The organism is Burkholderia aenigmatica, assembly GCF_048627025.1.
GTDB classification, from domain to species: domain Bacteria; phylum Pseudomonadota; class Gammaproteobacteria; order Burkholderiales; family Burkholderiaceae; genus Burkholderia; species Burkholderia aenigmatica.
Map to the genome: position 1 here is coordinate 1,492,842 of NZ_CP184468.1, position 21,930 is coordinate 1,514,771.

24 protein-coding genes are annotated in these 21,930 nt (G+C 66.3%); 19 read left to right on the forward strand and 5 right to left on the reverse strand.

Annotated elements, in window-relative coordinates:
- Positions 1 to 214 precede the first annotated feature (214 nt).
- The 10 genes from ACN8ZM_RS07045 to ACN8ZM_RS07090 all read left to right on the forward strand — a co-directional run bounded on the left by ACN8ZM_RS07045 (position 215) and on the right by ACN8ZM_RS07090 (position 6,217).
- Positions 215 to 961, forward strand: a complete 747-nt coding sequence (locus tag ACN8ZM_RS07045; protein ID WP_043182380.1) for a MipA/OmpV family protein — start codon at positions 215 to 217, stop codon at positions 959 to 961.
- Between the two features lie 326 nt (positions 962 to 1,287).
- The gene (locus ACN8ZM_RS07050; protein ID WP_043182381.1) at positions 1,288 to 1,617 is read left to right on the forward strand and encodes a hypothetical protein; all 330 of its coding nucleotides are present in this window, start codon (positions 1,288 to 1,290) and stop codon (positions 1,615 to 1,617) included.
- 175 nt (positions 1,618 to 1,792) lie between these two features.
- The gene (locus ACN8ZM_RS07055) at positions 1,793 to 2,116 is read left to right on the forward strand and encodes a type VI secretion system baseplate subunit TssF (RefSeq protein WP_420210849.1); all 324 of its coding nucleotides are present in this window, start codon (positions 1,793 to 1,795) and stop codon (positions 2,114 to 2,116) included.
- Between the two features lie 132 nt (positions 2,117 to 2,248).
- Positions 2,249 to 2,488 carry a hypothetical protein gene (locus ACN8ZM_RS07060; protein WP_420210850.1) on the forward strand — a complete coding sequence of 80 codons (240 nt, stop codon included), beginning with the start codon at positions 2,249 to 2,251 and terminating at the stop codon, positions 2,486 to 2,488.
- Entirely contained in the window at positions 2,485 to 3,411 is a 927-nt protein-coding gene (locus ACN8ZM_RS07065; RefSeq protein WP_420210851.1) for a hypothetical protein, read from the forward strand. Before ACN8ZM_RS07060 ends, ACN8ZM_RS07065 begins: the two co-directional genes overlap by 4 nt.
- A 31-nt stretch (positions 3,412 to 3,442) precedes the next feature.
- On the forward strand, positions 3,443 to 4,348 hold the full coding sequence (locus ACN8ZM_RS07070; RefSeq protein WP_420210852.1) for a hypothetical protein: 906 nt from the start codon (positions 3,443 to 3,445) through the stop codon (positions 4,346 to 4,348).
- Position 4,349: 1 nt separating this feature from the next.
- A complete protein-coding gene (locus ACN8ZM_RS07075) occupies positions 4,350 to 4,892 on the forward strand; it encodes a hypothetical protein (RefSeq protein WP_420210853.1) in 543 nt (180 codons plus the stop codon).
- Positions 4,864 to 5,367 carry a hypothetical protein gene (locus ACN8ZM_RS07080; RefSeq protein WP_420210854.1) on the forward strand — a complete coding sequence of 168 codons (504 nt, stop codon included), beginning with the start codon at positions 4,864 to 4,866 and terminating at the stop codon, positions 5,365 to 5,367. Before ACN8ZM_RS07075 ends, ACN8ZM_RS07080 begins: the two co-directional genes overlap by 29 nt.
- A 215-nt stretch (positions 5,368 to 5,582) precedes the next feature.
- The gene (locus tag ACN8ZM_RS07085) at positions 5,583 to 5,732 is read left to right on the forward strand and encodes a hypothetical protein (protein WP_420210855.1); all 150 of its coding nucleotides are present in this window, start codon (positions 5,583 to 5,585) and stop codon (positions 5,730 to 5,732) included.
- Between the two features lie 8 nt (positions 5,733 to 5,740).
- Positions 5,741 to 6,217 (forward strand): DUF3304 domain-containing protein, encoded by a 477-nt coding sequence (locus ACN8ZM_RS07090; protein WP_043182389.1) that lies wholly within the window; start codon positions 5,741 to 5,743, stop codon positions 6,215 to 6,217.
- Between the two features lie 220 nt (positions 6,218 to 6,437).
- Here the strand turns inward: ACN8ZM_RS07090 and ACN8ZM_RS07095 are convergent, their stop codons facing one another.
- Together ACN8ZM_RS07095 and ACN8ZM_RS07100 are read right to left on the reverse strand one after the other, a co-directional pair.
- Entirely contained in the window at positions 6,438 to 7,679 is a 1,242-nt protein-coding gene (locus tag ACN8ZM_RS07095; RefSeq protein ID WP_420210856.1) for a transglycosylase SLT domain-containing protein, read from the reverse strand.
- Between the two features lie 409 nt (positions 7,680 to 8,088).
- Positions 8,089 to 9,249 carry a porin gene (locus tag ACN8ZM_RS07100; RefSeq protein ID WP_420210857.1) on the reverse strand — a complete coding sequence of 387 codons (1,161 nt, stop codon included), beginning with the start codon at positions 9,247 to 9,249 and terminating at the stop codon, positions 8,089 to 8,091.
- Positions 9,250 to 9,810: 561 nt separating this feature from the next.
- On the opposite strand from ACN8ZM_RS07100, the gene ACN8ZM_RS07105 reads away from it, so the two are divergent.
- From ACN8ZM_RS07105 to ACN8ZM_RS07120, 4 genes are read left to right on the forward strand one after another with little or no spacing between them, the layout of a single operon-like run.
- Positions 9,811 to 10,320, forward strand: a complete 510-nt coding sequence (locus ACN8ZM_RS07105; RefSeq protein WP_089450288.1) for a sigma-70 family RNA polymerase sigma factor — start codon at positions 9,811 to 9,813, stop codon at positions 10,318 to 10,320.
- A gap of 3 nt (positions 10,321 to 10,323) precedes the next feature.
- The gene (locus ACN8ZM_RS07110; protein WP_420210858.1) at positions 10,324 to 11,310 is read left to right on the forward strand and encodes a FecR domain-containing protein; all 987 of its coding nucleotides are present in this window, start codon (positions 10,324 to 10,326) and stop codon (positions 11,308 to 11,310) included.
- A gap of 54 nt (positions 11,311 to 11,364) precedes the next feature.
- Positions 11,365 to 13,941 carry a TonB-dependent siderophore receptor gene (locus tag ACN8ZM_RS07115; RefSeq protein ID WP_420210859.1) on the forward strand — a complete coding sequence of 859 codons (2,577 nt, stop codon included), beginning with the start codon at positions 11,365 to 11,367 and terminating at the stop codon, positions 13,939 to 13,941.
- 55 nt (positions 13,942 to 13,996) lie between these two features.
- The gene (locus ACN8ZM_RS07120) at positions 13,997 to 14,776 is read left to right on the forward strand and encodes a hypothetical protein (protein ID WP_420210860.1); all 780 of its coding nucleotides are present in this window, start codon (positions 13,997 to 13,999) and stop codon (positions 14,774 to 14,776) included.
- 23 nt (positions 14,777 to 14,799) lie between these two features.
- Here ACN8ZM_RS07120 and ACN8ZM_RS07125 read toward each other — a convergent pair whose 3' ends face one another.
- On the reverse strand, positions 14,800 to 15,672 hold the full coding sequence (locus ACN8ZM_RS07125; RefSeq protein WP_420210861.1) for a LysR family transcriptional regulator: 873 nt from the start codon (positions 15,670 to 15,672) through the stop codon (positions 14,800 to 14,802).
- 112 nt (positions 15,673 to 15,784) lie between these two features.
- Between ACN8ZM_RS07125 and ACN8ZM_RS07130 the strand changes: the two genes are divergently transcribed.
- Together ACN8ZM_RS07130 and ACN8ZM_RS07135 are read left to right on the forward strand one after the other, a co-directional pair.
- On the forward strand, positions 15,785 to 16,210 hold the full coding sequence (locus ACN8ZM_RS07130; protein WP_043182401.1) for a VOC family protein: 426 nt from the start codon (positions 15,785 to 15,787) through the stop codon (positions 16,208 to 16,210).
- A 128-nt stretch (positions 16,211 to 16,338) separates the two neighbouring features.
- Positions 16,339 to 16,923, forward strand: a complete 585-nt coding sequence (locus tag ACN8ZM_RS07135) for a flavin reductase family protein (protein ID WP_089450293.1) — start codon at positions 16,339 to 16,341, stop codon at positions 16,921 to 16,923.
- A gap of 39 nt (positions 16,924 to 16,962) precedes the next feature.
- On the opposite strand, the gene ACN8ZM_RS07140 is transcribed toward ACN8ZM_RS07135, so the two are convergent.
- Positions 16,963 to 17,859: a LysR family transcriptional regulator gene (locus ACN8ZM_RS07140; RefSeq protein ID WP_420210862.1), complete on the reverse strand. Its 897-nt coding sequence runs from the start codon at positions 17,857 to 17,859 to the stop codon at positions 16,963 to 16,965.
- A gap of 97 nt (positions 17,860 to 17,956) precedes the next feature.
- On the opposite strand from ACN8ZM_RS07140, the gene ACN8ZM_RS07145 reads away from it, so the two are divergent.
- From ACN8ZM_RS07145 to ACN8ZM_RS07155, 3 genes are read left to right on the forward strand one after another with little or no spacing between them, the layout of a single operon-like run.
- Positions 17,957 to 19,255, forward strand: a complete 1,299-nt coding sequence (locus ACN8ZM_RS07145) for a CitMHS family transporter (RefSeq protein WP_043182406.1) — start codon at positions 17,957 to 17,959, stop codon at positions 19,253 to 19,255.
- Positions 19,256 to 19,295: 40 nt separating this feature from the next.
- Positions 19,296 to 20,654, forward strand: coding sequence for an acyclic terpene utilization AtuA family protein (locus ACN8ZM_RS07150; RefSeq protein WP_420210863.1), 1,359 nt, complete (start codon positions 19,296 to 19,298; stop codon positions 20,652 to 20,654).
- Positions 20,654 to 20,965, forward strand: coding sequence for an AtuA-related protein (locus ACN8ZM_RS07155; RefSeq protein WP_420210864.1), 312 nt, complete (start codon positions 20,654 to 20,656; stop codon positions 20,963 to 20,965). The genes ACN8ZM_RS07150 and ACN8ZM_RS07155 overlap by 1 nt, the downstream gene beginning before the upstream one ends.
- A 30-nt stretch (positions 20,966 to 20,995) precedes the next feature.
- Here the strand turns inward: ACN8ZM_RS07155 and ACN8ZM_RS07160 are convergent, their stop codons facing one another.
- Positions 20,996 to 21,817, reverse strand: a complete 822-nt coding sequence (locus ACN8ZM_RS07160; protein WP_420210865.1) for a nitrilase-related carbon-nitrogen hydrolase — start codon at positions 21,815 to 21,817, stop codon at positions 20,996 to 20,998.
- Positions 21,818 to 21,930: the final 113 nt, after the last annotated feature.

Here is a 21,930-nt window from a genome sequence, read left to right on the forward strand (position 1 = left end):
CCGGGCAAGCCGGTGTGCGGCGCGGCACGCGAATTCTATCCGGCGCACCGACGGCCGGGGGAGCGGGACGACAATCTCGAACAATCGAACACAATTGAGCACAGATTCCCCGAAGATTCAGGACAGTCTCGGCGCAGGGCGGCACCTAGACTGCGGGCTCCGTCACTCCTATCTCAATATTGTGCGCCCAATACTCCGCCGCTACCGCTATTGCATGCCGCTCGCCGGCCTGACCCTCGCCGCCGCCGCCCACGCGGAAAACCAGTATTCGCTGTCGCTCGGCGGCGGTTTCGCGCCACGCTATCAGGGCAGCAACCAGTACCGCGGCGTCGTTGCGCCGGGCTTTTCCGCGAAGTTCGGCAACGGCTTCTTCATCGACAGCACCGAGGGCGCCGGCTACCGGCTGGACCTGCCGCACGGCGCGTTCGTATCGGCGGCCGTGAGCTATGACGCGGGCCGCACCGACGAGAACCGCTTCGACATGCCGGGCTCCGACTACCTGAAGGGCATGGGCCGGATTCCGGGCTCGGTGCTGGTCGGCGTGCGCGCGGGCGTGACGCTGTTCAACGCGGCGGAACTGAGCGTCACGATCGACACCCCGGTGACGCACACGTCGCGCGGCGTGTCGGGGCACATGGATCTCGCGGTGCCGGTGTTCAAGACCGCGCAGCACGAGATCATCGTGACTGGCACCGTGCATGCGGGCTCGGGGCGCTACACGCAGACGTTCTACGGCGTGACCGACGCACAGTCGATGACGAGCCGGTTCCGGCCGTATTCGACGAGCGGCGGGATCGACAGCGCGTCGATGGCGGTCGCGTGGAACTGGACCCTGTCGCAGCACTGGTCGGTGCTCGCGACCGGCGGCGTGACGCGGCTGCTCGGCCGCTACGGCGACAGCCCGATCGTCCAGTCGCGCAGCAACTACTACGGCATCGTGGGCGCGACCTACAAGTTCTGAGTAGCCGTCCGGCGAGTCGACTGGAATGAAGCGAATTGTCCCGACGCGTGCTGGTTTCGACGATGCCGTCGAGCACGGCCAGGCGCTTGCGCGTGCCGTCTTGCAGCGCAGCGTGCGGTAACATGCAGGCGGCTTCGGCGCCAGGCCGAGCTGGCGACGCCGGTGCGCCGAAGCAGCGCGGCAGGCGGGCGCGAAGCCGCGGTTCGCTGGCCGCCAACCGTCCGGAAACGGCCGGCGCCGTGCGGAACCGATCATGCATGCAACGCCCGGCTGGCGCTGGCATGCGGACATGAACCCGATCCACCGGGCGCGAAAGGGAGAAACCGATGAAGAAGACGATCGCGATGATGATGGCGCTGGTTGCGAGCGCAACGTTTGCGGGATGTACGGACATGAAGACGAAGAATGCGACCGCAGGCGGCATGGTGATGAATGGCGAGCCGGCAGGCACGTCGCAGGCCTGCAAGGCAGACGCGGGCCCGGACGACGCACTGGTCGGCAAGACCGAGGCCGATGCGGCGGCGCAACTGGACGGCTGCCTGTGGCGCGTGCTCGAACGCGACGGCAAGGCGCTGCCCGGCACGATGGATTACCGGCAGGAACGCCGCAATCTCGGCATTCGCGACGGCAAGGTGATCTGGGTGCGGCGCGGCTGACGCGTTTCAGCCTGCAGGAAGCGGCGTGCGGCTGAGCGGGCCGGTGCGGCGGACGTCGGACGGCACGCCGGCAACCGGTTCGCGTATCGACGTCGATTCATCGCCTGTCGTGCGCGCGCCGGATCAACCGTGGACTGCGCGGAATCGATCCGGTAGAGTGGGGCGCCTTGACCGCATGCCAACCTGCCGTACGAAGACGACATGCGCGCTCCTGGCGTGGCGGGACGAGTCGTTTGCGCCGCTCGGCGCGCGCGTGTCGCGCTGTATCGACGACGACCCGGAATTCACGGCCGCGCTGGCCGACGCGCTGTATCCACATCTCCTGCGGCCGTTCCCGTCATGTTCGATCGCGTGCTTCGAGATCGATGCGAGCCGGGCCGCGCAGATGTCGGCATCGGTCGTGATGCCACACGGCACCGAGTCGTACAGCCGGCCCGTGAAGGGCGCAAAGATCCTTTCCGGACCGCGTACGACGCGACGTTGTCGCCGCAGCGGCTGACGGCCGCGCGCTTTCACGCGGTTGCCCAGGCACCGCGCGCTCAGGCTGCGGCCGGACGCGAGCACGCAGATCTCGCTCACGTTCGAGATTCAGTCTCCGCATGCATCGATCGTCGATCTGAAGTTCGACATCGTGCGTCCCCATGTGCGGGGCGAACCGCTGTTCGGCGCTGCGTTGCACGACGCGCTGTCGATTCACGTGCTGCAGGCGTCCGTCGAGCCGGACGCTGGATTGCACTTGATCGTGCGCCGCTCGAACCTGATGGGCCGCGGAATGTTGATGGAGAAGCCGGAAATTCAGAAGCACGATAGGTACGGCTTCCGTGACGGGTTCAACGAGAAAACCGGGATTGACTGGGAAGTGCTGAAATGATGCGTTCTCTGCTTCTTTTTGTGGTGTCGATGCTTTCTTTCGGAGGGGGTGAGATGGCGCTTGCGCATGATCGCCCTGATTATTTCGAAATTAGGAGTGGGCAGGGGCAGATGAATCCGTCGCCATCGATGGTCTTCACGGCCGACCGCCAAAAGGTGTCGTATTTTTCGCGAGGTCGGGATATCGACCCGATGCCGCCATCGAGTTACTTCGGCATCGGAAAATATACGGCGAATCTCACGGGAACCTATCGCCGGCATGTCGATTTGGTGAAGGCGACGCTGAGCAGCAGGACGATCCCCCAGATCCGTGCGATCAATAAGGGGTCCGTGCTCGTCTATTCGTTCGACAAGGACGGCCGCCACTATGAGGGCACGTACAACTATCAGTTCGATGGTCAGTTCAACAACAACCTTTCGGTGCTTTATGACCTGGCCCACGATCTGCTGGCGCACGGCACGCCGGAGATCAATCTGCATCCGACATTTGCAGTGCGATCAACGGCGGAACATCTCGTTGTCGACGTGACGTTATCGAACGATGGCAAGCATGACGTAACAGTCGACGGCCCGGATCATTGGTCGCCGGATCTGGAGTACCCCGATCTGCAGTATGTGCAGATCGGTGGCCACAGCGATAACGTCCGCTTGCGCATCAGGCTTGTCAGCAAATATCTAAGCGACGCATCGAGACATTACCGACGCAAGATTACCGTCAAGCCGGGGCAACCCGAAAAACTGGAATTTCTCGTGCCTTATGCCGATCTGACCTTTGGCGCCAGTTCGCCGATGCGCCGTGTCGAAGCGGGTAACTACGCTTTCGTCGGCGAGGTGAACCTCGACATCCGTCGTCCGGAGGAAATGGACGGGCGGTTCTTTACGCCGATGGACCGGCTGGACAACGTGACACTGACTGGGGAGTGATCCTGACGTGATGCGCGTGACACGGATCCTGGTGGTGATGACGTCGATTCTTGGCGTGACGGACATCGCGTCTGCGCACGACGCGCGCGGCCGTTTCGCGATCCGTAGCGGCGCCGGGCAAACCAATCCTGCACCGGCCATGGTGATCACGGATGAACACGGGATGCTTGCCTACTATTCGCGCGGAAGAGACCTCGATCACAGTGCGGAGGACCGCTATCTGGGCATCGGAAAATATACGGTCGAATCGAGCGACGCCTATGCCCGGCCGCTCGCGGAATTCAAGCACGTCCTGCGCAAACGCGACGCCGCGGTCCGGGACGCGGTCAATGCAGGACCGGTTCTGTCTTATTCGTTCGACATGGACGGACGCCACTACGACGGTGCATTCAATTACCGGGCGGAACAGCCGGTGCAGGACAAGGTCGTCGTGTTGTATTCGCTCGCGAAGGAATTGCTGGCCCACGGGATGCCGGAGATCAATCTTCGTCCGGTGTTGTCGATTCATTCCGTCTCGAATCGCTTGCTGATCGAACTCGAATTCAGGAACGAAGGCCGGCAGGCGGTGCTCATCGATGGCCCGGAAACCTGGACGGACAATCTCGCGATTCCGAGCCGGCAATATGTCGAAGTCCAGGGCAGCAACAACGCGGGTGCCGAGTTCAGGATCCGCCTCGACAGCAAGTATCTGATCGACGCATCGCGGCGCTACGCCAGCGAAATCGCAGTCAAGCCAGGCGAAGCGATCCGCGTCGGATTCGCGGTTCCCTTTGACGCGTTGTCGTTCGACCGCGATTCGTCCATCCAGCGGGTGGAAACCGGCACCTACGATTTCGTCGGTCGCATGCAGGGCAATTTCGACAAGCCGGACGAGATGGCCGGCAGGTTCTTCACGTGGACGGATCCGGTTCCGTCGGTCGGTTTGACGCGGGAGTGACATGATGCAGACCGAACACCCGTCGTGCGCGACACTGGCGGTCAGGAAGGGAAACGGCGCTCGTCGAGCGGGAATCCGGGCGGGTGGAGTCAGGGGGCGCCTGCCATGTTTTCTGATGGCGGTGTTTCTGTTCGGCATGATGTTGACCGCAACCGCAGAAGCACGTGAGGACTACTTCACGATACGGAACAGCCCGGGGCAGATCAAGCCTTCGCCTCCAATGGGATTCACGGTCAGCGGCGATCGCGTTGCTTACTATTCGCTCGGACGGGATCTGGACATCATGCCGCCGGCGAAATATTCGGGCATCGGAAAATACACGGCACAACTGACGGATCAATACAGGACGAAGCTCGACCAGCTGAAACGGATACTGGCCGGAGGCGAGATCGCTTCGGTTCCGGGCCGGAATATCGGATCGGTCCTTTCGTATTCGTTCGATCTGAATGGAAAGCGTTACGAGGGTAACCTTCAGTATCGATACAGCGACCCGATCGGCGGCACGCTATCGTTTTTTGTACAGTCTTGCACAGGACCTGCTTGACCACGGCACGCCGGAAATCAATCTGCACCCGGCGTTCACCGCGCATGCCGCGTCGGGCAATCTGGTGGTCGAGGTGGTGTTCGGGAATGACGGGACACAGGAAGTGGTCATCGACGGTCCCGAGAAATGGTTGCCGCAGCGGATAGACCCGAAAAAGCAATACGTCTACATCGGTGCGCTCAACGACGCCCGTGTCGGTTTCGATGTCCAACTGGTCGAGAAGTACTTGAGTCCCGCTTCCCGCCCCTACGCGTCCTCCATTTCCGTCAAGCCGGGGCAGCGGGTGAAAGTCGAATTCGTCGTGCCGTACGACGAACTGACGTTCGATCCGGGTTCGTCGGCGCAACAGATTCAAGGGGGCACCTTCCTGATGGTCGGCGTCGCAAACGTCGACATCCAGTCGCCCGCGGCAATGAAAGGCAAGGCATTCATACGGATGGACAAACAACCCGCCGTCGATTTGACCGAACGGTAAAGCGTGCATCGATGCATCGACGCCAGTCACTGAATGGATTGCCTTTCGCGAACCCCGAGCCCACCCATCATGTCGACCCGATCCGATCTCGGTGGGATTCCACCAGACGAGCGACGGCGATCCGCGCGGCAGTATCCGGCAGTTCGTGAGTGTGCGTCGCGGGCGCCAATGCGGGCGCCGACGTACAGGGCGCGATCGCGCAACGACTGGGCGGCATGTCGGCGATGACCGATGCGGTGCCCGGCGCTCACGACGGCGGCGCGCTCGTCGCCATTGCGATGAACGGGTTCAATCGCGGGGACGATGCACGCAATCGGTTCGGTCCGCCATCACCGGAAGCCAGCAGCAACGATGCAAGTTTGTGAGGATATCGATGAAATTCAGGGCAGGGATGCATGGTTTGGCGCTGGTCGGGCTGGGTGTGCTCGCGGCATGCGGCAAGCACGGCGTCGATGCGTCAGCGGAGCCGCACAACGTGTGCGTCACCGGATATAACGAGTACGGCCGCAAGCTTCACGAGTTCTGGCTCGACAACGAGCACAAGTCGGGATGCTTCGGCAATCCGTCGGCACGGGAAGACGGCGAGGCCTTCGGTGGCGGCGGCGGATTCGCGTGCGGCTGCAAGGTGACGCCCGGGCAGAAGGTGAAGCTGTTCTGGGAGTTCGCACAGCCGCTGGACGACATTCAGCGCGGCATTCAACCGGAACGCAAGACGATCGACGTGACGATCCCGCAGCCGGAATCGCCGACGTCGCGCTATCTGCGCGTGTATTTCCGCAAGAACGGCACCGCCGAGCTGCAGTGGGTTGACGACATGAACGCGCCCGAGCTCAAGCCGACTCAGGATTAGTGAGTGCCACGGCCAAAATCAACCTGAAGAAGGATGCCGCAAGCGCGGAGACGGATCGCGTCAAGGCGAAAGCCGAGCAGATGCTGTGGGTCAGCTTCTATCAGACGTCTATCACTCGCTGGTGTCGTCGGTAGGTATCGGCACCGTCCGGTACGACGGCCGCTCGATAGCGGCCAGGGCGTGGCGCATGCCGGTTGCCGACGCGCAACCGGCCCGCGCGTTACTTCGAGATGTACCAGAGCGCGTCGGTGCTGACACGCGTAGCCGGCGTCGTCGCGGCCGGTGCCTGGGGCGTGGCGGCAGGCGGTGTGTTCGACGTCACCGCGGTGGGCCACGTGGCCGGCGCGTTCGACGTGGATGAGGGCGTGGCCGTGTTCGCGGCCGATGCCGTTCCCGACGTCGACGGCGTATTCAGGTACCACAGCGCATCGGTCGACGCAGAGCGTTTTGCAGCCGTTGCGGCTGTCGCAGCCGGACTGGCTGCCGCATTCGTCGCCGCGCCGGCCGGCTTCTTCGAAGCAGCGGCGGCGGCCGCCGCACCTGCCGTACCGGCCTGCGCCGTCATGCCGGCGCCATTGCCCGCGCCACGCTGCGCGCGCGCCTCGAACGGCCCGAGCTGGAAGATTAACGTTTGCGCGGGACGCGTCAGAACGGCATACGGAAACTGCAGCTCCCACGACATCAGCACGCGCCCGGCCGACGTCTCGGTGAAGATCGCCGGCACGTGCTTCATGTCGCTGAACTGTACGTAGATCCGCGCGCCATCGTCGAAGACCTGGGTCGGCTTCGCCTGATCCGCACCGGTGACCGACCATCCGAAGTTGTAGGTGCCGGCCGGGCCGGCGGGGCCGCCTTGCGGCGGAGGCGGCGGGGCCGGCGAGATCGTGCGCGGGCGCGTGACCCCTTGGGGAGCGGACACGCTCAGGCTCGCGAACGGGTTGTACGCCTGGGCCTGTTGCGGCGGCGTAAAGGACGGTGGAAGGATAGGCATGGGTGTATCCGGCGAATCCGGCATGGTCCGGATTGCATCATAGACCTTGCGCGCATACGCGAGGCGCTTGTCGGGCGACGCGGCGTTGTACGCGCCGATCGCGTTCCAGTTGGGGCCGAGCTGGCGGATGTTCTGCGACAGGATCCACGCGCCGACATACGCGTTCGTGCACGCGTCGAACAGGCTCTCCCGCGTGATGCCCTCGCGCGCGAGCGTCGGCAACCACGTGCTGTTGATCTGCATCAGGCCGATGTCGACCGTGCCGTTGGTATTCGTGTTGAGCGCGTTCGGATTCATCCCCGATTCGACTTGCGCGATGCCGCGCATCAGGCTGACGCTCACGTGCTGGAACGCGGCTGCGTCGTCGAGGCAATCGGCCCGTGCGACGCCGGCGAGCGCGCACGACATCGCGATCGTCGCGGCGATTTTCAGCGTTTCTCGGCTGATCGAACGGGTTGTCTGACGCGGCATGGCAGGATGGGGCGGAATCCGGCCGCCCGGTGCAAGGAAATTACGCAGACGCGAAGTGTGCCATAGCGAGCCGGCAAATGGCTCACGTCAAACTTTCCTTTGCATTTGCCCATGCGTTCGCCACGCATTTTTATCGCGTCCGATCACAGGGTTCAGCGAAGCATTATCGGTAAAAATGGCCGGATTTTCGCGCGAATGCCGGGGTAGTGGCGGTGCGGGAATGCTGACGCGTCGCGTCATTCGCTTGGGGAAGTCGGTGCTGAATCAAACCGGATGGAAATCGCGCGGCAGTCGATATCCGGGCTGAAAGAGCGATGAACCGGCGATCCGGAAACAACGGCGGCCGAAGCCGCCGTGCCGGTTCATGCGAATGCGACCGGCCGCGCGGCGCGCAGCCGGTCGTCTGGCATCAGAAGCGGTGACGCAGGCCGAGGTTGACCATCGTCTGCGAACTCGTGCCCGCATAGCCGTACGAACCGATCGACGCCTGCGCGGCCATCGCGCCGCCCTTGCCGTCGCCGGTCTGGCCGCTCGCGTGTTGATAGGCTGCGGTCAGGTAGACGTCGGTGCGCTTCGACAGGGTGTAGTCCGCGCCGGCCGATACCTGGTGATAGGTGGCCGACGTGTCGCCGCCCGAGCGCGTGTAGCTGTAGCCGACGCCGACCAGCAGCGCAGTCGTCGCCTGGTAGTTCACGAAGCCTTGCCCCGTGTTGTAGTGCTCGTTCGAGCCGAACACCGAGCTTCCATCGCGGCGGTACTGCGCGTTGCTGTAGCCGAGGCCGAACGTGAACGGGCCCGCGACGTACTGGCCCGCGATGCGCGCGATGCCGATCGAATGCGCGCTCGCATAGCCGCTGTTGATCGGGCCGTCGAACGTGCCGTCCGACGAGCTGGTCCAGCCGCTGCGCAGGGCGGTCGACGCGGGGCTGTTGGTCGTGTGGAAGTAGCCGCCCGCGACGCTGAACGGCCCGTTGTTGTACGACACGGCGGCCGAATACGAATTCGCGGCGCCGGTGCTGCCGGCGATGCCACCGAACGAATACATCGCCGAGAACTGCAGGCCCGAATAGACGGCGGACGTGTACTTCACCGCGTTGTCGACGCGGAAGCTGTTGTCGTAGTTGTCGACGTCGCCCGGCGTTGCGAACACGCTGCCCAGATAGTTGTCGGCGGTGATGCCCTGCACGAGATCGACGAGCGGATCGTACTGGCGGCCGAACGTGAGCGTGCCGTAGCGGTCGCTCGTCAGGCCGACGAATGCCTGCCGGCCGAACAGGCGGCCGCCCTGGCCCTGGCGGCCGCTGCTCGGGTCGAAGCCGTCCTCGAGCTGGAACAGCGCCTTCAGCCCGCCGCCGAGATCCTCGGTGCCTTTCACGCCCCAGCGGCTGCCGGCCAGGTTGCCCGCGCTGCTGTTGCCGAGCATCCACGCGTTGTCCTTGCCCTGCGCATGGTTCACGTAGGTGATCGACGTGTCGATCACGCCATACAGCGTGACGCTCGACTGCGCATGCGCGACGGGTATCGCCGCGAATGACGCGATGGAAATCAGCGAGAGGGTCGTGCGTTTCATGTCATCTCCTTGCGCATTGGCTTGTGTTCGTGATTCGGAATGGCAGGAGACTACCGAGCCCGATTAAAACGGGAAAATGAAATTCTCTTTTGTGGCCTGAGAAAGACAGGGATGTACTCCGATCGCGGCGATCGAGGGATTTGAATTGTTGAAAAATGCGTATCAATTGGCGGTCATTTCGTGATTTCGCCATTGCGACTTGCATATCTCGCGATAATTCCGGGCAATTGGGGGAGGAATTAAGGCGGCCGGGATATTGCTATTGATACGTCAAATAATTATTTAATGAATCGAATTGGCCGGGTGTGGCGAATGTGTTAGCGATGCATCGCGCGCGCCTGGCGACGCATCGCGGCGTGGTCGCCCATTCCGGTCTCATTGCCGCGGCGTGCGTGGAGCGCCGTGCCTGGGCTCCCTCGGCATGCTCGGCAGCGACGCGTCGCCCGCCGGAGCGCGGCAGCACCCACCGCCCACCGAAACCCCGGCCGCCTGTCTCGTTTTGTATATAATAATCATTCTCATTTACAAAATCGTTGACGCCTGCGCACCCGGAACCCGGCCATGTCTGCTGACAAGCTGTCCCTCCATCGAGAAATCGACGCCCTCTACACCGGCCACCACGCATGGCTGCGCGGCTGGTTGAGCCGGAAGCTCGGTTGCGCGCACCGCGCAGCCGATCTGGCGCACGACACGTTCATGCGCCTGCTCGCGCGCGACGAGCCGATCGGCGCCGACGAGCCGCGCGCGTTCCTGACGACGGTCGCGCAGCGCGTGCTGAGCAACCACTGGCGGCGCGAGCAGATCGAGCGCGCGTATCTCGATGTGCTCGCGCAGCGCCCTGAAGCCTATGCGCCATCGCCGGAGGAGCGGGCCGTCGTGCTCGAGACGCTGCTCGAAATCGACCGGCTGCTCGACGGCCTGCCGCTCGCGGCGAAGCGTGCATTCCTGCTCGCGCAGCTCGACGGGCTCACGCAGGCCGAGATCGCGCGCGAACTCGGCGTGTCGCTGGCGACGGTGAAGCGCCATCTCGTGAAGGCCGGCGCGCAGTGCTTCTTCGCGATGGCGGCCTGACCGATGGCCGCCCCGGGAGTGCCGGCGGTGCCGCCCGAGATTGCGCGGCGCGCGGTCGAATGGTGGGTCGACCGGCAGGCCGGCCAGACGGGCGACGCGTTCGACGCGGCGCTCGCGCGCTGGTGCGCGGAGGATCCCGCGCACGACGCGGCATGGCGTCATATCGAAACGATGCAGCGCAGGTTCGGCGGGCTGGCGGCCGGGCTCGACCCGCAGGCTGCACGTGCGGCGCTGCTGCCACCGCGTGCGGGCCGTCGCCGCGCGGCCGTGAAAACGCTGGCCGTGCTGCTGTTCGCGGGCGGCGCCGCATGGATGGCCGAGCCCGCGCGGCGCGCGGCGATCTGGCCGGCCGACCTGCGCACGGCGGTCGGCGAACGGCGCACGGTGACGCTCGCGGATCGCACGGTCGTCGTGCTCGATACCGACACGGCGCTCGACGTGCGTTTCGACGACACCGCGCGCCGCCTGCACCTGCTGCGCGGCACGATCATGGTGACGAGCGGCCACGACGAGCGCGTGCCCGCGCGCCCGCTCGTCGTCGCGACCGCGCAGGGCGAGCTGCGGCCGCTCGGCACGCGCTTCGCGGTGCGGCAGCGCGAAGGCTTGACGCGTATCGAGGTGTTCGCCGGTGCCGTCCACGTGCAGCCCGACGATGCGACGGCCGTCGCGCGGGTGATCGCGGCCGGAGAGGGCGCGGATTTCACGCGTGACGCGATCGGCGTGCCGGCACCGCTCGACGCGTATGCGTCCGCGTGGACGGGCGGCATGCTCGTCGCGTCGCGTATGCGGCTGGCCGACCTCGTCGCCGAACTCGACCGTTATCGCCGCGGCAGCCTGCGCTGCGATGAGGCCGTGGCCGACCTGCGCGTGTCGGGTACCTATCCGCTCGACGATCCCGCGCGCGTGCTCGACACGCTGAAGGCGACCTTGCCGATCGACGTTCACTACCTGACGCGCTACTGGGCGACGGTCGTGCCGGCCCGTTCGTGAGCACGTCGAAAAAATTTTCCGCCGACCTGAGCTGTTTCTCGATGTTCGCGTGACATGGGTAATGAAAGCAGCACTGGCCCATCGTCCACCGACTTCCCGATCATGGTTTCCATCCGTCTCACGTATCGGCGCCGTCCGGCGCCCGCCCGACATCTGCCGCGCGCCACGCGCCCGGCCGCCCCCGCCATGCCCGCTCGCCTGGCGTGCCGGCTGGCCGGCGCCGTCCTGGTGTCGGCGCTGCTGCCGCTGCCCGCGCTGGCCGACACCGACACCGATGCGGCGCCGGCCGCGCAGCGCGCGGCGCGCCGAGCGTTCGACATTCCGGCCGGGCCGCTCGAAGCGGCATTGAACCGGTTCGGCCGCGATGCCGGCATCCTGCTCGCGTTTCCGGCCGAGCTGACGGCCGGCCTGACGAGCGGCGGCGTGCAGGGCCGCTTCGACGTCGACGGCGCGCTCGACCGCCTGCTGGCGGGCACCGGGCTCGTCGCGTTGCGCCAGCCGGGCGGCGGCTACACGGTGAAGCGCGCGGACGGCGCGGTGGCGCGCCCCGTGGCGGCCGGCGTGGCCGCGGGCGCCGAATTGCCCGCGATCAATGTGCGCACCAGCGCGCTGCGCGCCGAAAGCTATCGCGCGCCGAAGGAGGCGGGCGTGCTGCGCTCCGACATCCCGCTGCTCGACACCGCGCAGGCCGTCAACATCGTGCCTGCGCAGGTGCTGCGCGACCAGCGTCCGCGCAATCTCGACGACGCGCTCGGCAACGTCAGCGGCATCACGCAGGGCAACACGCTCGCGGGCACGCAGGACACCATCATGAAGCGCGGCTTCGGCGGCAACCGCGACGGCTCGATCATGCAGAACGGAATGCCGCTCGTGCAGGGGCGCGCGTTCAACGCGGCGGTCGACAGCGTCGAGGTGCTGAAGGGGCCGACGTCGCTGCTGTACGGGCTGATGGACCCGGGTGGCGTGGTCAACGTCGTCACCAAGCAGCCGCAGCTCAAGCGCTACAACGCGATCTCGCTCGGCGCGTCGACGTTCGGGCACGGCAAGAACGGCGGCAGTGCCACTTTCGATTCGACCGGACCGGTCGGCGATTCGCGGCTCGCGTACCGGCTGATCGTCGACCAGTCGAACGAGCAGTACTGGCGCAACTTCGGCGAATACCGGCAGACCTTCGTCGCGCCGTCGCTCGCATGGTATGGCCGCGATACGCAGGTCACGGTGTCCTACCAGTACCGGAAATTCCATTCGCCGTTCGATCGCGGTACCGCGATCGACCCGCGCACCAACGCGCCGCTCGACATTCCCGCGCGACGGCGCATCGACGAGCCGTTCAACAATATGGACGGCGAATCGCACCTCGCGCAGTTGAGCATCGATCACCAGTTCAACGCGGACTGGAGCGCGCATGTCGGCTACAGCTACAACCGCGAGACCTACGACGCGAACCAGTTGCGCACGACGGGCGTCGATCCGGTGAAGGGCACGATGACGCGCAGCAACGACGCGACGCACGGTTCGCTCAGCACCGACAGCTACGGGATCGGCTACGTGAACGGCAAGCTGATGCTGGGCGGGATGCGGCACGACGTGCAGGTCGGCTTCGACACCGAATACCGTCGCATCTACCGCAAGGACATGCTGCGGCAGGCCGTGAAGACGCCGTTCAGCTATATCAATCCCGTCTACGGGCTGCTGCCGCCGTCGAGCACCGTGTCCGCGAGCGACAGCGATCAGACCGACACGCTGCACGATGCGTCGGCATTCGTGCAGGACACGATCCACCTGACCGACAAGTGGATCGTGTCGGGCGGGTTGCGCTACATCACGTACAACCAGGTCGCGGGGCGCGGCCGGCCGTTCGTCGCGAATACCGATCTCAGCGGGTCGAAGTGGCTGCCGCGCGCGGGCGTCGTCTACAAGTGGACCGACACGTTCTCGCTGTACGGCAGCTATTCGCAATCGTTGAAGCCGTCGTCGTCGATCGCGCCGATGACGGGCTACATCATCGACGGCGCGACGCCGCCCGAGGAAGCGACCGCGTGGGAAGTGGGCGGCAAGCTCGACCTGCCGGGCGGGATGACCGGCACGCTCGCGTTCTTCAACATCGACAAGAAGAACGTGCTCGTGTCGCAGTACAACGACGCGACCAAGCTGACCGACTGGCGCACGTCGGGCAAGGCGCGCTCGCGGGGGATCGAACTCGACGTGTCGGGCAAGATCGGCGAGCGGGTGAACGTGATCGCGAGCTACGCGTACATCGACGCGAAGACGACCGAGGATCCGCTGTACGCGGGCAACCAGCTGTGGAACGTCGCGCGCCATACGGCGTCGCTCGCGGGCGTCTACGACTTCGGCACGGTGATCGGCGGCGACGACCTGCGCATCGGCGCTGACGTGCGCTACGTCGGCGCGCGCCCCGGCGATTCGGCGAACAGCTTCACGCTGCCGTCGTACGTGCTCGCCGATGCGTTCGCGACGTACGACACGCGGATCGGCAAGCAGAAGCTGTCGTTCCAGCTCAACGTGAAGAACCTCTTCAATCGCACCTACTACCCGTCGAGCGCGAACCGTTACTTCGTCGCGATCGGCGATGCGCGACAGGTGTCGCTGCTCACCACGCTGCAGTTCTGACCACGCAATCGCCGCGCGGCCGTCACGGCGGCGCGCGGCTTCGGAGAGGATCCAGATGAACCGGAACATGAAGACCGGCGCCGTGCGCGCCGTTGCTGGCGGCGCGCGGCGTCGCGCATTGCGTGCGATCGCGGGCTCGGTGCTCGCGATCGGCGCAGGCCTTGGCCTGGGCGCAGGTGTGGCCGCCCCCGCGTTGGCAGCCGACGCACCGCAGGCCGTCACGCGCGTCGCGATGCTCGTGCAGTTGCGCGGCCCGAACCTGAAGGTCGACGAACGCATCGTCCAGCATCTCGGCGAACGCGGCTACGCGGTGCGCCTGATCGACGAATCGTCGACGCCCGATGCGGCGCGCGATGCCGACCTGGTCGTGATTTCGTCGACGGTGTCGTCGAAGAACGTGCGGCCCGGCTGGCGCACGCTCGACAAGCCGCTCGTGACCTGGGAAAACGACCTGCTCGACGATCTCGCGATGACGGGCAAGCGTCACGACGCCGACTTCGGCGAAACGGGCAAGGAGCGCTACCTGTGGCTCGTCAATGCGCCGCATCCGATCGCGGCTGGGCTGCCGGCCGGCGTGACGAACGTGTACGGCAAGCAGGCGCCGATGAGCTGGGGCAAGCCGGGGCTCGGCGCGACCACGATCGCGACCGTCTACGGTCAACCCGACAAGGCCGCGATCTTCGCGTACGAGAAGGGCGCGACGATGGACTACGAAGCGCTCGCGCCGGCGCGCCGCGTGATGTTCTTCCTCGACAACGACACGTTCGTGAACCTGTCGCCGGCCGGTATCGCGCTGTTCGATGCGGCCGTCGACTGGGCGGCCGGGCGGCGCTGATTGGCAACGGCGGCCCCAGGCCGCTAGGTCGCCTGCGCCACCGCTTCGATCAGTTGCGCGAGCATCTGCGCCGGCTCCGACATCGTGCGCCGCGCGCGATGCACGAGCCCGATGTCGCGGTGAAACGTGTGAGGCCCGAGGTCGATCGCGCGCACGCCGGCCGGCCAGCGGCGATACACGCCGGTCTGCGGGACGAGCGCGACGCCGACGCCGTTCTCGACCAGCTTGACGATCGCATCGAGCTCGTCGAGTTCGCAGGTGTCGCGCACCGCGATGTGCATCTTCCGCAGAAAACGATCGACCTGGCGGCCGCCGAACGACGCGCGGTCGTAGCGCACGAACGGTTCGCTCGCGAGCAGTGCCGCCCAGTCCTTGCCTTTCACGCTGCGCGGCACGATCAGCCGGAACGGTTCCTGCGCGAGCGTCGTCCAGTGCAGGTCGCTCTGCAGCGAAAACGGCGGCCGGATGATCGCGGCCATGTCGATTTCGCCCGCATCCACCCGGTTGACCAGTTCGATCGACAGCCCCGGTATCACGCGCGTCCGGCACGCGGGATGCCGGCGATGGAAATCGGCGAGCGCGGCCGGCAGCAGCGCGCTCTGCACCGACGCGATCGCGCCGATCGTCACGCGCACGGCGGCCGGCGAACCGGGCGCCGTCGAGCTCAGGTTGTCGTACAGGCCGAGCAGCGCCTGCGCCTGGTCGAGCACGTGATGGCCCATCTCGTTGAGCCGGGCCGACCGGCCTTGCCGGTCGAACAGCGCGAAGCCGAGCTCGGCTTCGAGGCGCTGCATCTGCGCGCTCACGGCCGCCTGTGTGAGCCCGATACGGTTGCCGGCCGCGGCGAACGTGCCTTCACGGGCGACGGCGACGAGGGTTTTCAGTTCGCGGATCATTCATCAATTCCGTTTGTGAATGATGCAACTATATATTGATTTAATTTCTGCTTGACCTTGACTAACATGGTGCCGTCCTCGCGCCACGCGAGCGTTCCATCACGAGGCAACCATGAGTCTTTCCCCGTTTCACCTGGCGATCCCGGTCTACGACCTGCCGGCCGCGCGCGATTTCTACGGCCGTGTGTTCGGGCTGGCAGAGGGGCGTTCGAGCGCGCAGTGGGTCGACTTTGACTTCTACGGACATCAGCTCGTGATCCACGAGCATCCGAAGACCGCGTCGCAGGAAGGCGCGCATACGAATGCGGTGGACGGTCACGACGTGCCGGTGCCGCATTTCGGGATCGTGCTCGACTGGCCGAGCTGGGAGGCGCTGGCTGAGCGGCTGCGATCGTTCGGCGTGACCTTCGTGATCGAGCCGTATGTGCGGTTCCAGGGGCAGGTCGGCGAACAGGCGACGATGTTCCTGTTCGATCCGTGCGGCAATGCACTCGAATTCAAGGCGTTCCGCGACATCGGCCAGTTGTTCGCGAAGTGACCGGCGGCGCGATCGGCGCCGATTGAAATTGGGTGCGAGAATGCGGCCTCCGGCCCGGATGTGCGCATGCGCACCGGCCGGCGCCGCGCCGCACGGCAACCGTGCGTGCCGTTCTCCAAGGAACCCGTATGGACAGTCACATCGCTCCGGTGGAGCTGAAGAAAGCCTACCGTCTCCTCAACCACGGCCCGACCGTGCTCGTGTCGGCCCGCCACGACGGTGTCGACAACGTGATGGCCGCCGCATGGGCGTGCGCGCTGGACTTCCTGCCGCCGAAGCTGACGGTCGTGCTCGACAAGACCGCAAAGACGCGCGAACTCGTCGAGCGCAGCGGCACGTTCGTGATCCAGGTGCCGACGGCCGCGCAGATTCAGCTCACGCATGCGGTCGGCACCCACAGTCTCGCGGAGCGGCCCGACAAGCTGCGCGAAGCGGGCGTCACGCTGTTCGACGTCGAAGGTCACGACCTGCCGTTCGTCGCCGGCTGCTCGGGCTGGCTCGCGTGCAAGCTGATTCCGGAACCGCACAACCAGCAGGCCTACGACCTGTTCATCGGCGAGGTGGTCGCGGCGTGGTCCGACACGCGCGTGTTCCGCGATGGCCACTGGTATTTCGAATCGGCCGATCCGGCACTGCGCAGCCTGCATTACATCGCGGGCGGCAATTTCTATGCGATCGGCGAATCGCTGCACGTCGATCCGGACGCGAAGTAAGCGTCGGGCGGGCGTGCTGTCCCGATCCGGGCGCGCGGTTCACGCGCGCTTTTTCAATTCCATCAGCATGGTTGCGGCGAATGCCTGCGCGACGCGCGGCAGCGTGCGGCCGCGCTTCGTGATAAGCGCGATCGGCCGCACGAACGCGGGGTCGTCGATCGGTTTTGCGACCAGCTCGGGCTCGGCGCGCACCTCGCGTGCAGTCGCCGGCAGGATCGTCACGCCGAGCCCGCCGCGCACCATCGCGACGGCCGTCATCATGTAGGTCGGCTCGCACGCGATGTCGGGCGTGCAGCCGGCCGCGTCCAGTGCGGCATCGACGACGCTGCGCACGCTCGTGCCCTGTGCGGTGAGCACGAGCGGCACGGCTGCGACGTCGGCGGTGGTCACGCGGCGTTTGCGCGCGAGCGGATGATCCTTCGGGCACACGGCGACGAGCCGGTCGGCGCCCGCATACAGCACCTCGAGCGACGCATCGAACGTGTCGCCGCCGGTCAATCCAAGATCGGCCTCCTCGTTGCGCACGAGCGCGGTGACGAGGCTCGCGACGCCGTCGCGGATCTCGAAGCCCGCGCGCGGCACCTCGCGCCGGAACGACTGGATCAGCTCGGGCAGCAGGCTGGACGCAAAGGTCGGCAGACAAGCGAGCCGCACCGTGCCGCTCGTGCCTTCGCCGAGCGCGCGCGCATCGCGCAGCACGCGCTCCATGTCGTCGAGCGAGCGTTGCAGCAGCGGCAGCAGCTCGCGCCCGGTTTGCGTGAGCGCAACGCTGCGGCTGTTGCGGTCAAACAGGCGCGCGCCGACGATTTCCTCGAGCCGGCGGATCTGCACGGTCAGCGCCGGCTGCGACAGGTGCAGGCGCGCGGCCGCGCGCGTGAAGTTGCCGGCCTGCGCGACGGTGACGAATGCGCGAATGTCGCGGAGATTCAGATCCATAATGATTCGTGATTGCTGCGATCAAATCATTTCAATTGTGCTATCGCTGCGCCGACCTTACGCTCGTCTCCAACAAAAGACAAGGTAGGAGACACGGATGCTGCCGTTACTCGGGCTTGGCACGATCGTCGTGCTGCTGGCCGCGATTCTGTCGAAGCGGATGTCGCCGCTCGTCGCGCTGATCATCGTGCCGATCGCCGCGTCGCTGATCGGCGGCTTCGGGCTGCACACCAGCAAGTTCGTCATCGACGGGCTGAAGGGGCTCGCGCCCGTCGTCGGGATGTTCGTGTTCGCGATCCTCTATTTCGGGACGATCACCGACGCCGGCACGCTCGACCCGATCATCGACCGCATCCTGCGCGCGGTCGGCACGCGGCCCACGCGCATCGTGATGGGCACGACGCTGCTCGCGCTGCTGATCCACCTCGACGGCTCGGGCGCCGTCTGCTTTCTCGTGACGATTCCGGCTGTGCTGCCGCTGTACGACCGGCTGAAGATGGACCGTCGCGTGCTGGCTGCCGCGGTGTCGATGGCGGCGGGCATCAACTTCCTGCCGTGGACGGGGCCGATGATCCGCGCGTCGGCGTCGCTGCACCTGCCGGTGTCGGCGCTGTTCAATCCGCTGATTCCGGTGCAGGCGATCGGGCTCGTGTTCGTGTTCGGCGTCGCATACTGGCTCGGGCGGCGCGAGGAGAAGCGGCTCGGGTTGTCGCGCGACGATGCGTCGATCCCGCTGCCGAAGCGCGAGCTGACACCCGACGAGCAGGCGTTGCGGCGGCCGCACCTGTTCTGGTTCAACCTGGTGCTGACGCTCGTCGTGCTCGGCACGATGGTCGTGATGGGCGAGAAAATCCCGCCCGCGATCATGTTCATGGTCGGGCTGTGCATCGCGCTGATGGTGAACTACCCGGACGTCGACATGCAGAGAAAGCGCATCGATGCCCATGCGCGTGCCGCGCTGATGATGGCCGGCATCCTGCTCGCGGCCGGCGTGTTCACGGGGATCATGCAGGGCAGCGGGATGCTGAAGGCGATGGCGCAGGCGGCGGTCGGCTTCGTGCCGCCGTCGATGGCCGGCCACATCCCGGTGGTGCTCGGCTTCGCGTCGATGCCGCTCAGCATGCTGTTCGATCCGGATTCGTTCTACTTCGGTGTGCTGCCCGTGATCGCGGAAGTGGCCGGCCAGCTCGGCGTGCCGGCCGTGCAGGTCGGGCAGGCCGCGCTACTCGGCCAGATGACGACCGGGTTTCCGGTCAGCCCGCTGACGCCCGCGACGTTTCTCGTCGTCGGCCTGTGCGGCATCGAGCTGGCCGAGCACCAGAAATTCACGTTCCCGCTGCTGTTCGGCGCCTCGATCGTGATGACGATCGCGTGCGTCGTGCTGGGCATTTTTTGATCTTTCCCGGCGGTGAAATCCGCCGGACGACGGTACGGACATGACAGCAAAGCAACCTGAACGGCACGTGCGCATCGGCGCGGGCGCCGGCTACTCGGGCGACCGGATCGAGCCTGCGGTCGAACTGGCCGAACACGGGCAGCTCGACTATCTCGTCTTCGAATGCCTGGCCGAGCGCACGATCGCGATCGCACAGCAGGCGCGGCGCAAGGACCCGGCACTCGGCTACGATCCGCTGCTCGACGCGCGGATGCGCGCGGTGCTGCCGGTCGCCGCGCAGAAGGGCGTGCGCATCGTGTCGAACATGGGCGCGGCGAATCCGCGTGCGGCCGCACGGCGCACCGCACAGATCGCGCAATCGCTCGGTTTCGCGAAACTGAAGGTCGCGGCGGTCGAAGGCGACGACGTGCTCGACGTGGTGCTGCGCGGCGCGTTCCGCTTCGAGGAATCGGGCGACGACGTTGCCGCGTATCGCGACCGCATCGTGTCCGCGAACGCGTACCTCGGCGCCGCGCCGATCGTCGACGCGCTCGCGGCCGGGGCGGACGTCGTGCTGACCGGACGCGTCGCCGATCCGTCGTTGTTCGCCGCGCCGCTGATCCACGCGTTCGGCTGGCGGATGGATGACTGGGACAGGCTCGGGCAGGCGACGGTGGTCGGCCACCTGCTCGAATGCGCGGGGCAGGTGACGGGCGGCTATTTTGCCGATCCCGGCTACAAGGACGTGCCGAACCTCGCGCGGCTCGGGTTTCCGATCGGCGAAGTCGGGGCCGACGGCGCGGTCGTGATCACGAAGGTGCCGCACGCTGGCGGCCGTGTGAGTACGGCGACCTGCAAGGAACAGCTGCTCTACGAGATTCACGATCCGGTGCGTTATCTGCAGCCCGACGTCGTCGCGGATTTCACGCGCGTGGCGGTCGTCGAGGAGGCGACCGATCGCGTGCGCGTGACGGGCGGGCGCGGCACCGCGCGGCCCGACACGCTGAAGGTGTCGGTGGCGTACGTCGACGGCTGGATCGGCGAAGGCCAGATCTCGTACGGCGGCCCGGGTGCGCTCGAACGCGCGCGTCTCGCGCTCGAGATCGTCCGCGAGCGGTTGCTGCTGACCGGCGTCGTCGCGACCGAGTTGCGCTTCGACCTGATCGGTGTCGATGCGCTGTATGGCGACGCGACGCCGGCCGTGCGCGGCGAGCCGGCCGAGGTGCGCGTGCGGGTGGCCGGCCGTGCGGCGAGCGCCGCTGAAGCGGCGCGGATCGGCAACGAAGTCGAGACGCTCTACACGAACGGACCGGCCGGCGGCGGCGGCGCGTTCAAGTCGACGCGCGAGGTGATTGCGGTGCAGTCGGTGCTGCTGCCGCGCGCGGCAGTGACGCCGACGTTTTCATTCGTGGAGGCATGATGAAACTGCGTGAACTCGCGCATGCGCGCACCGGCGACAAGGGCAATACGCTGAATGTGTCGGTCATCTGTCGCGATCCGCGTCATTACGATCATCTGCGCGTGCATCTGGATGCCGAAGCCGTGAAGGCGTGGCTGGTGGGGATCGTGCGCGGCGACGTCGTGCGTTACGAATTGCCGGCGCTCGGCGCATTCAACTTCGTGCTGCGCGATGCGCTCGGCGGCGGCGTCACGCGCTCGCTCGCGCTCGACGCGCACGGCAAGTCGGTCAGTTCGGCGCTGCTGGCAATCGAGGTGCCCGCCCCGGCGTGACGGATGTGGCCGCCGGAGACGGGCACGCCCTTACGGAATCAGCAATTCGCGCAGGCCGTTTGCGTGGTCGATGCGTTCGCCGGCGACGTGCAGGCGCTGATCCCGGCGATAGTCGTAGACCGCGCGCGACGCGGCGAGCTGGTCGAAATCGAGTTCGACCGCGTGGCGCGATTCGGCGTTGCCGGCCTCGAAGATCAGGTTTCCGAACGGATCGGCCGCGAGGCTGCCGCCCGCGAACACGACGTCGTGCGTGCTGCCGCCGACGCGGTTGGCGACCACCGCGAACACCTGGTTCTCCATCGCGCGCGCCGTGGCCGACGTGCGGTGGACGGAGCGGTACGGTTCCATATTGCCGTCGGTGATGAGGATCAGCTCGGCGCCGAGTGCGGCGAGCGCGCGGCCGGTTTCGGGGAATTCATTGTCGTAGCAGATCAGCAGGCCGATCCGCACGCCGCGCCATTCGATCGTCGCGTAACGGTCACCGGGCAGGACGACGCCGTGCTCGTTCACCCACAGGTGGGTCTTGCGATAGCGCAGCGCGATGCCGTCCGGCGTGACGAATACCGTGGTGTTGTAGAAGCGGCCGCCGTCGTTCTCGATCAGCCCGACGACGACGGCGACGTCACGCGCGCGCGCGGCTGCGATGACCGCGCCGACGCTCGGGCCGTCGAGCGGCTCGGCGCATTCGGCGAGATTCGACGGATCGAGGAAGCCGGTGAGCTGCGCTTCCGGAAACATCACGATGTCGGTGCCCGGCGCGCAGGTCGCGATCGCGGCGAGCGTGCGCTGCAGGTTGTAGTGCGTGTCGCCGTCGCGACCGGCGAGCTGGACGATGTCGAGCTTCAGTTTCATGGCGATGTCGGTAGCAGGGGGCCCGTCGCCGGTGGCGCCGGAAGGGTGGGTAAGGAGGCCCCAGTATGCGCCGAAGCGGCGGATTTCCCATCCCGCCGGCGCGTTAACCCGTC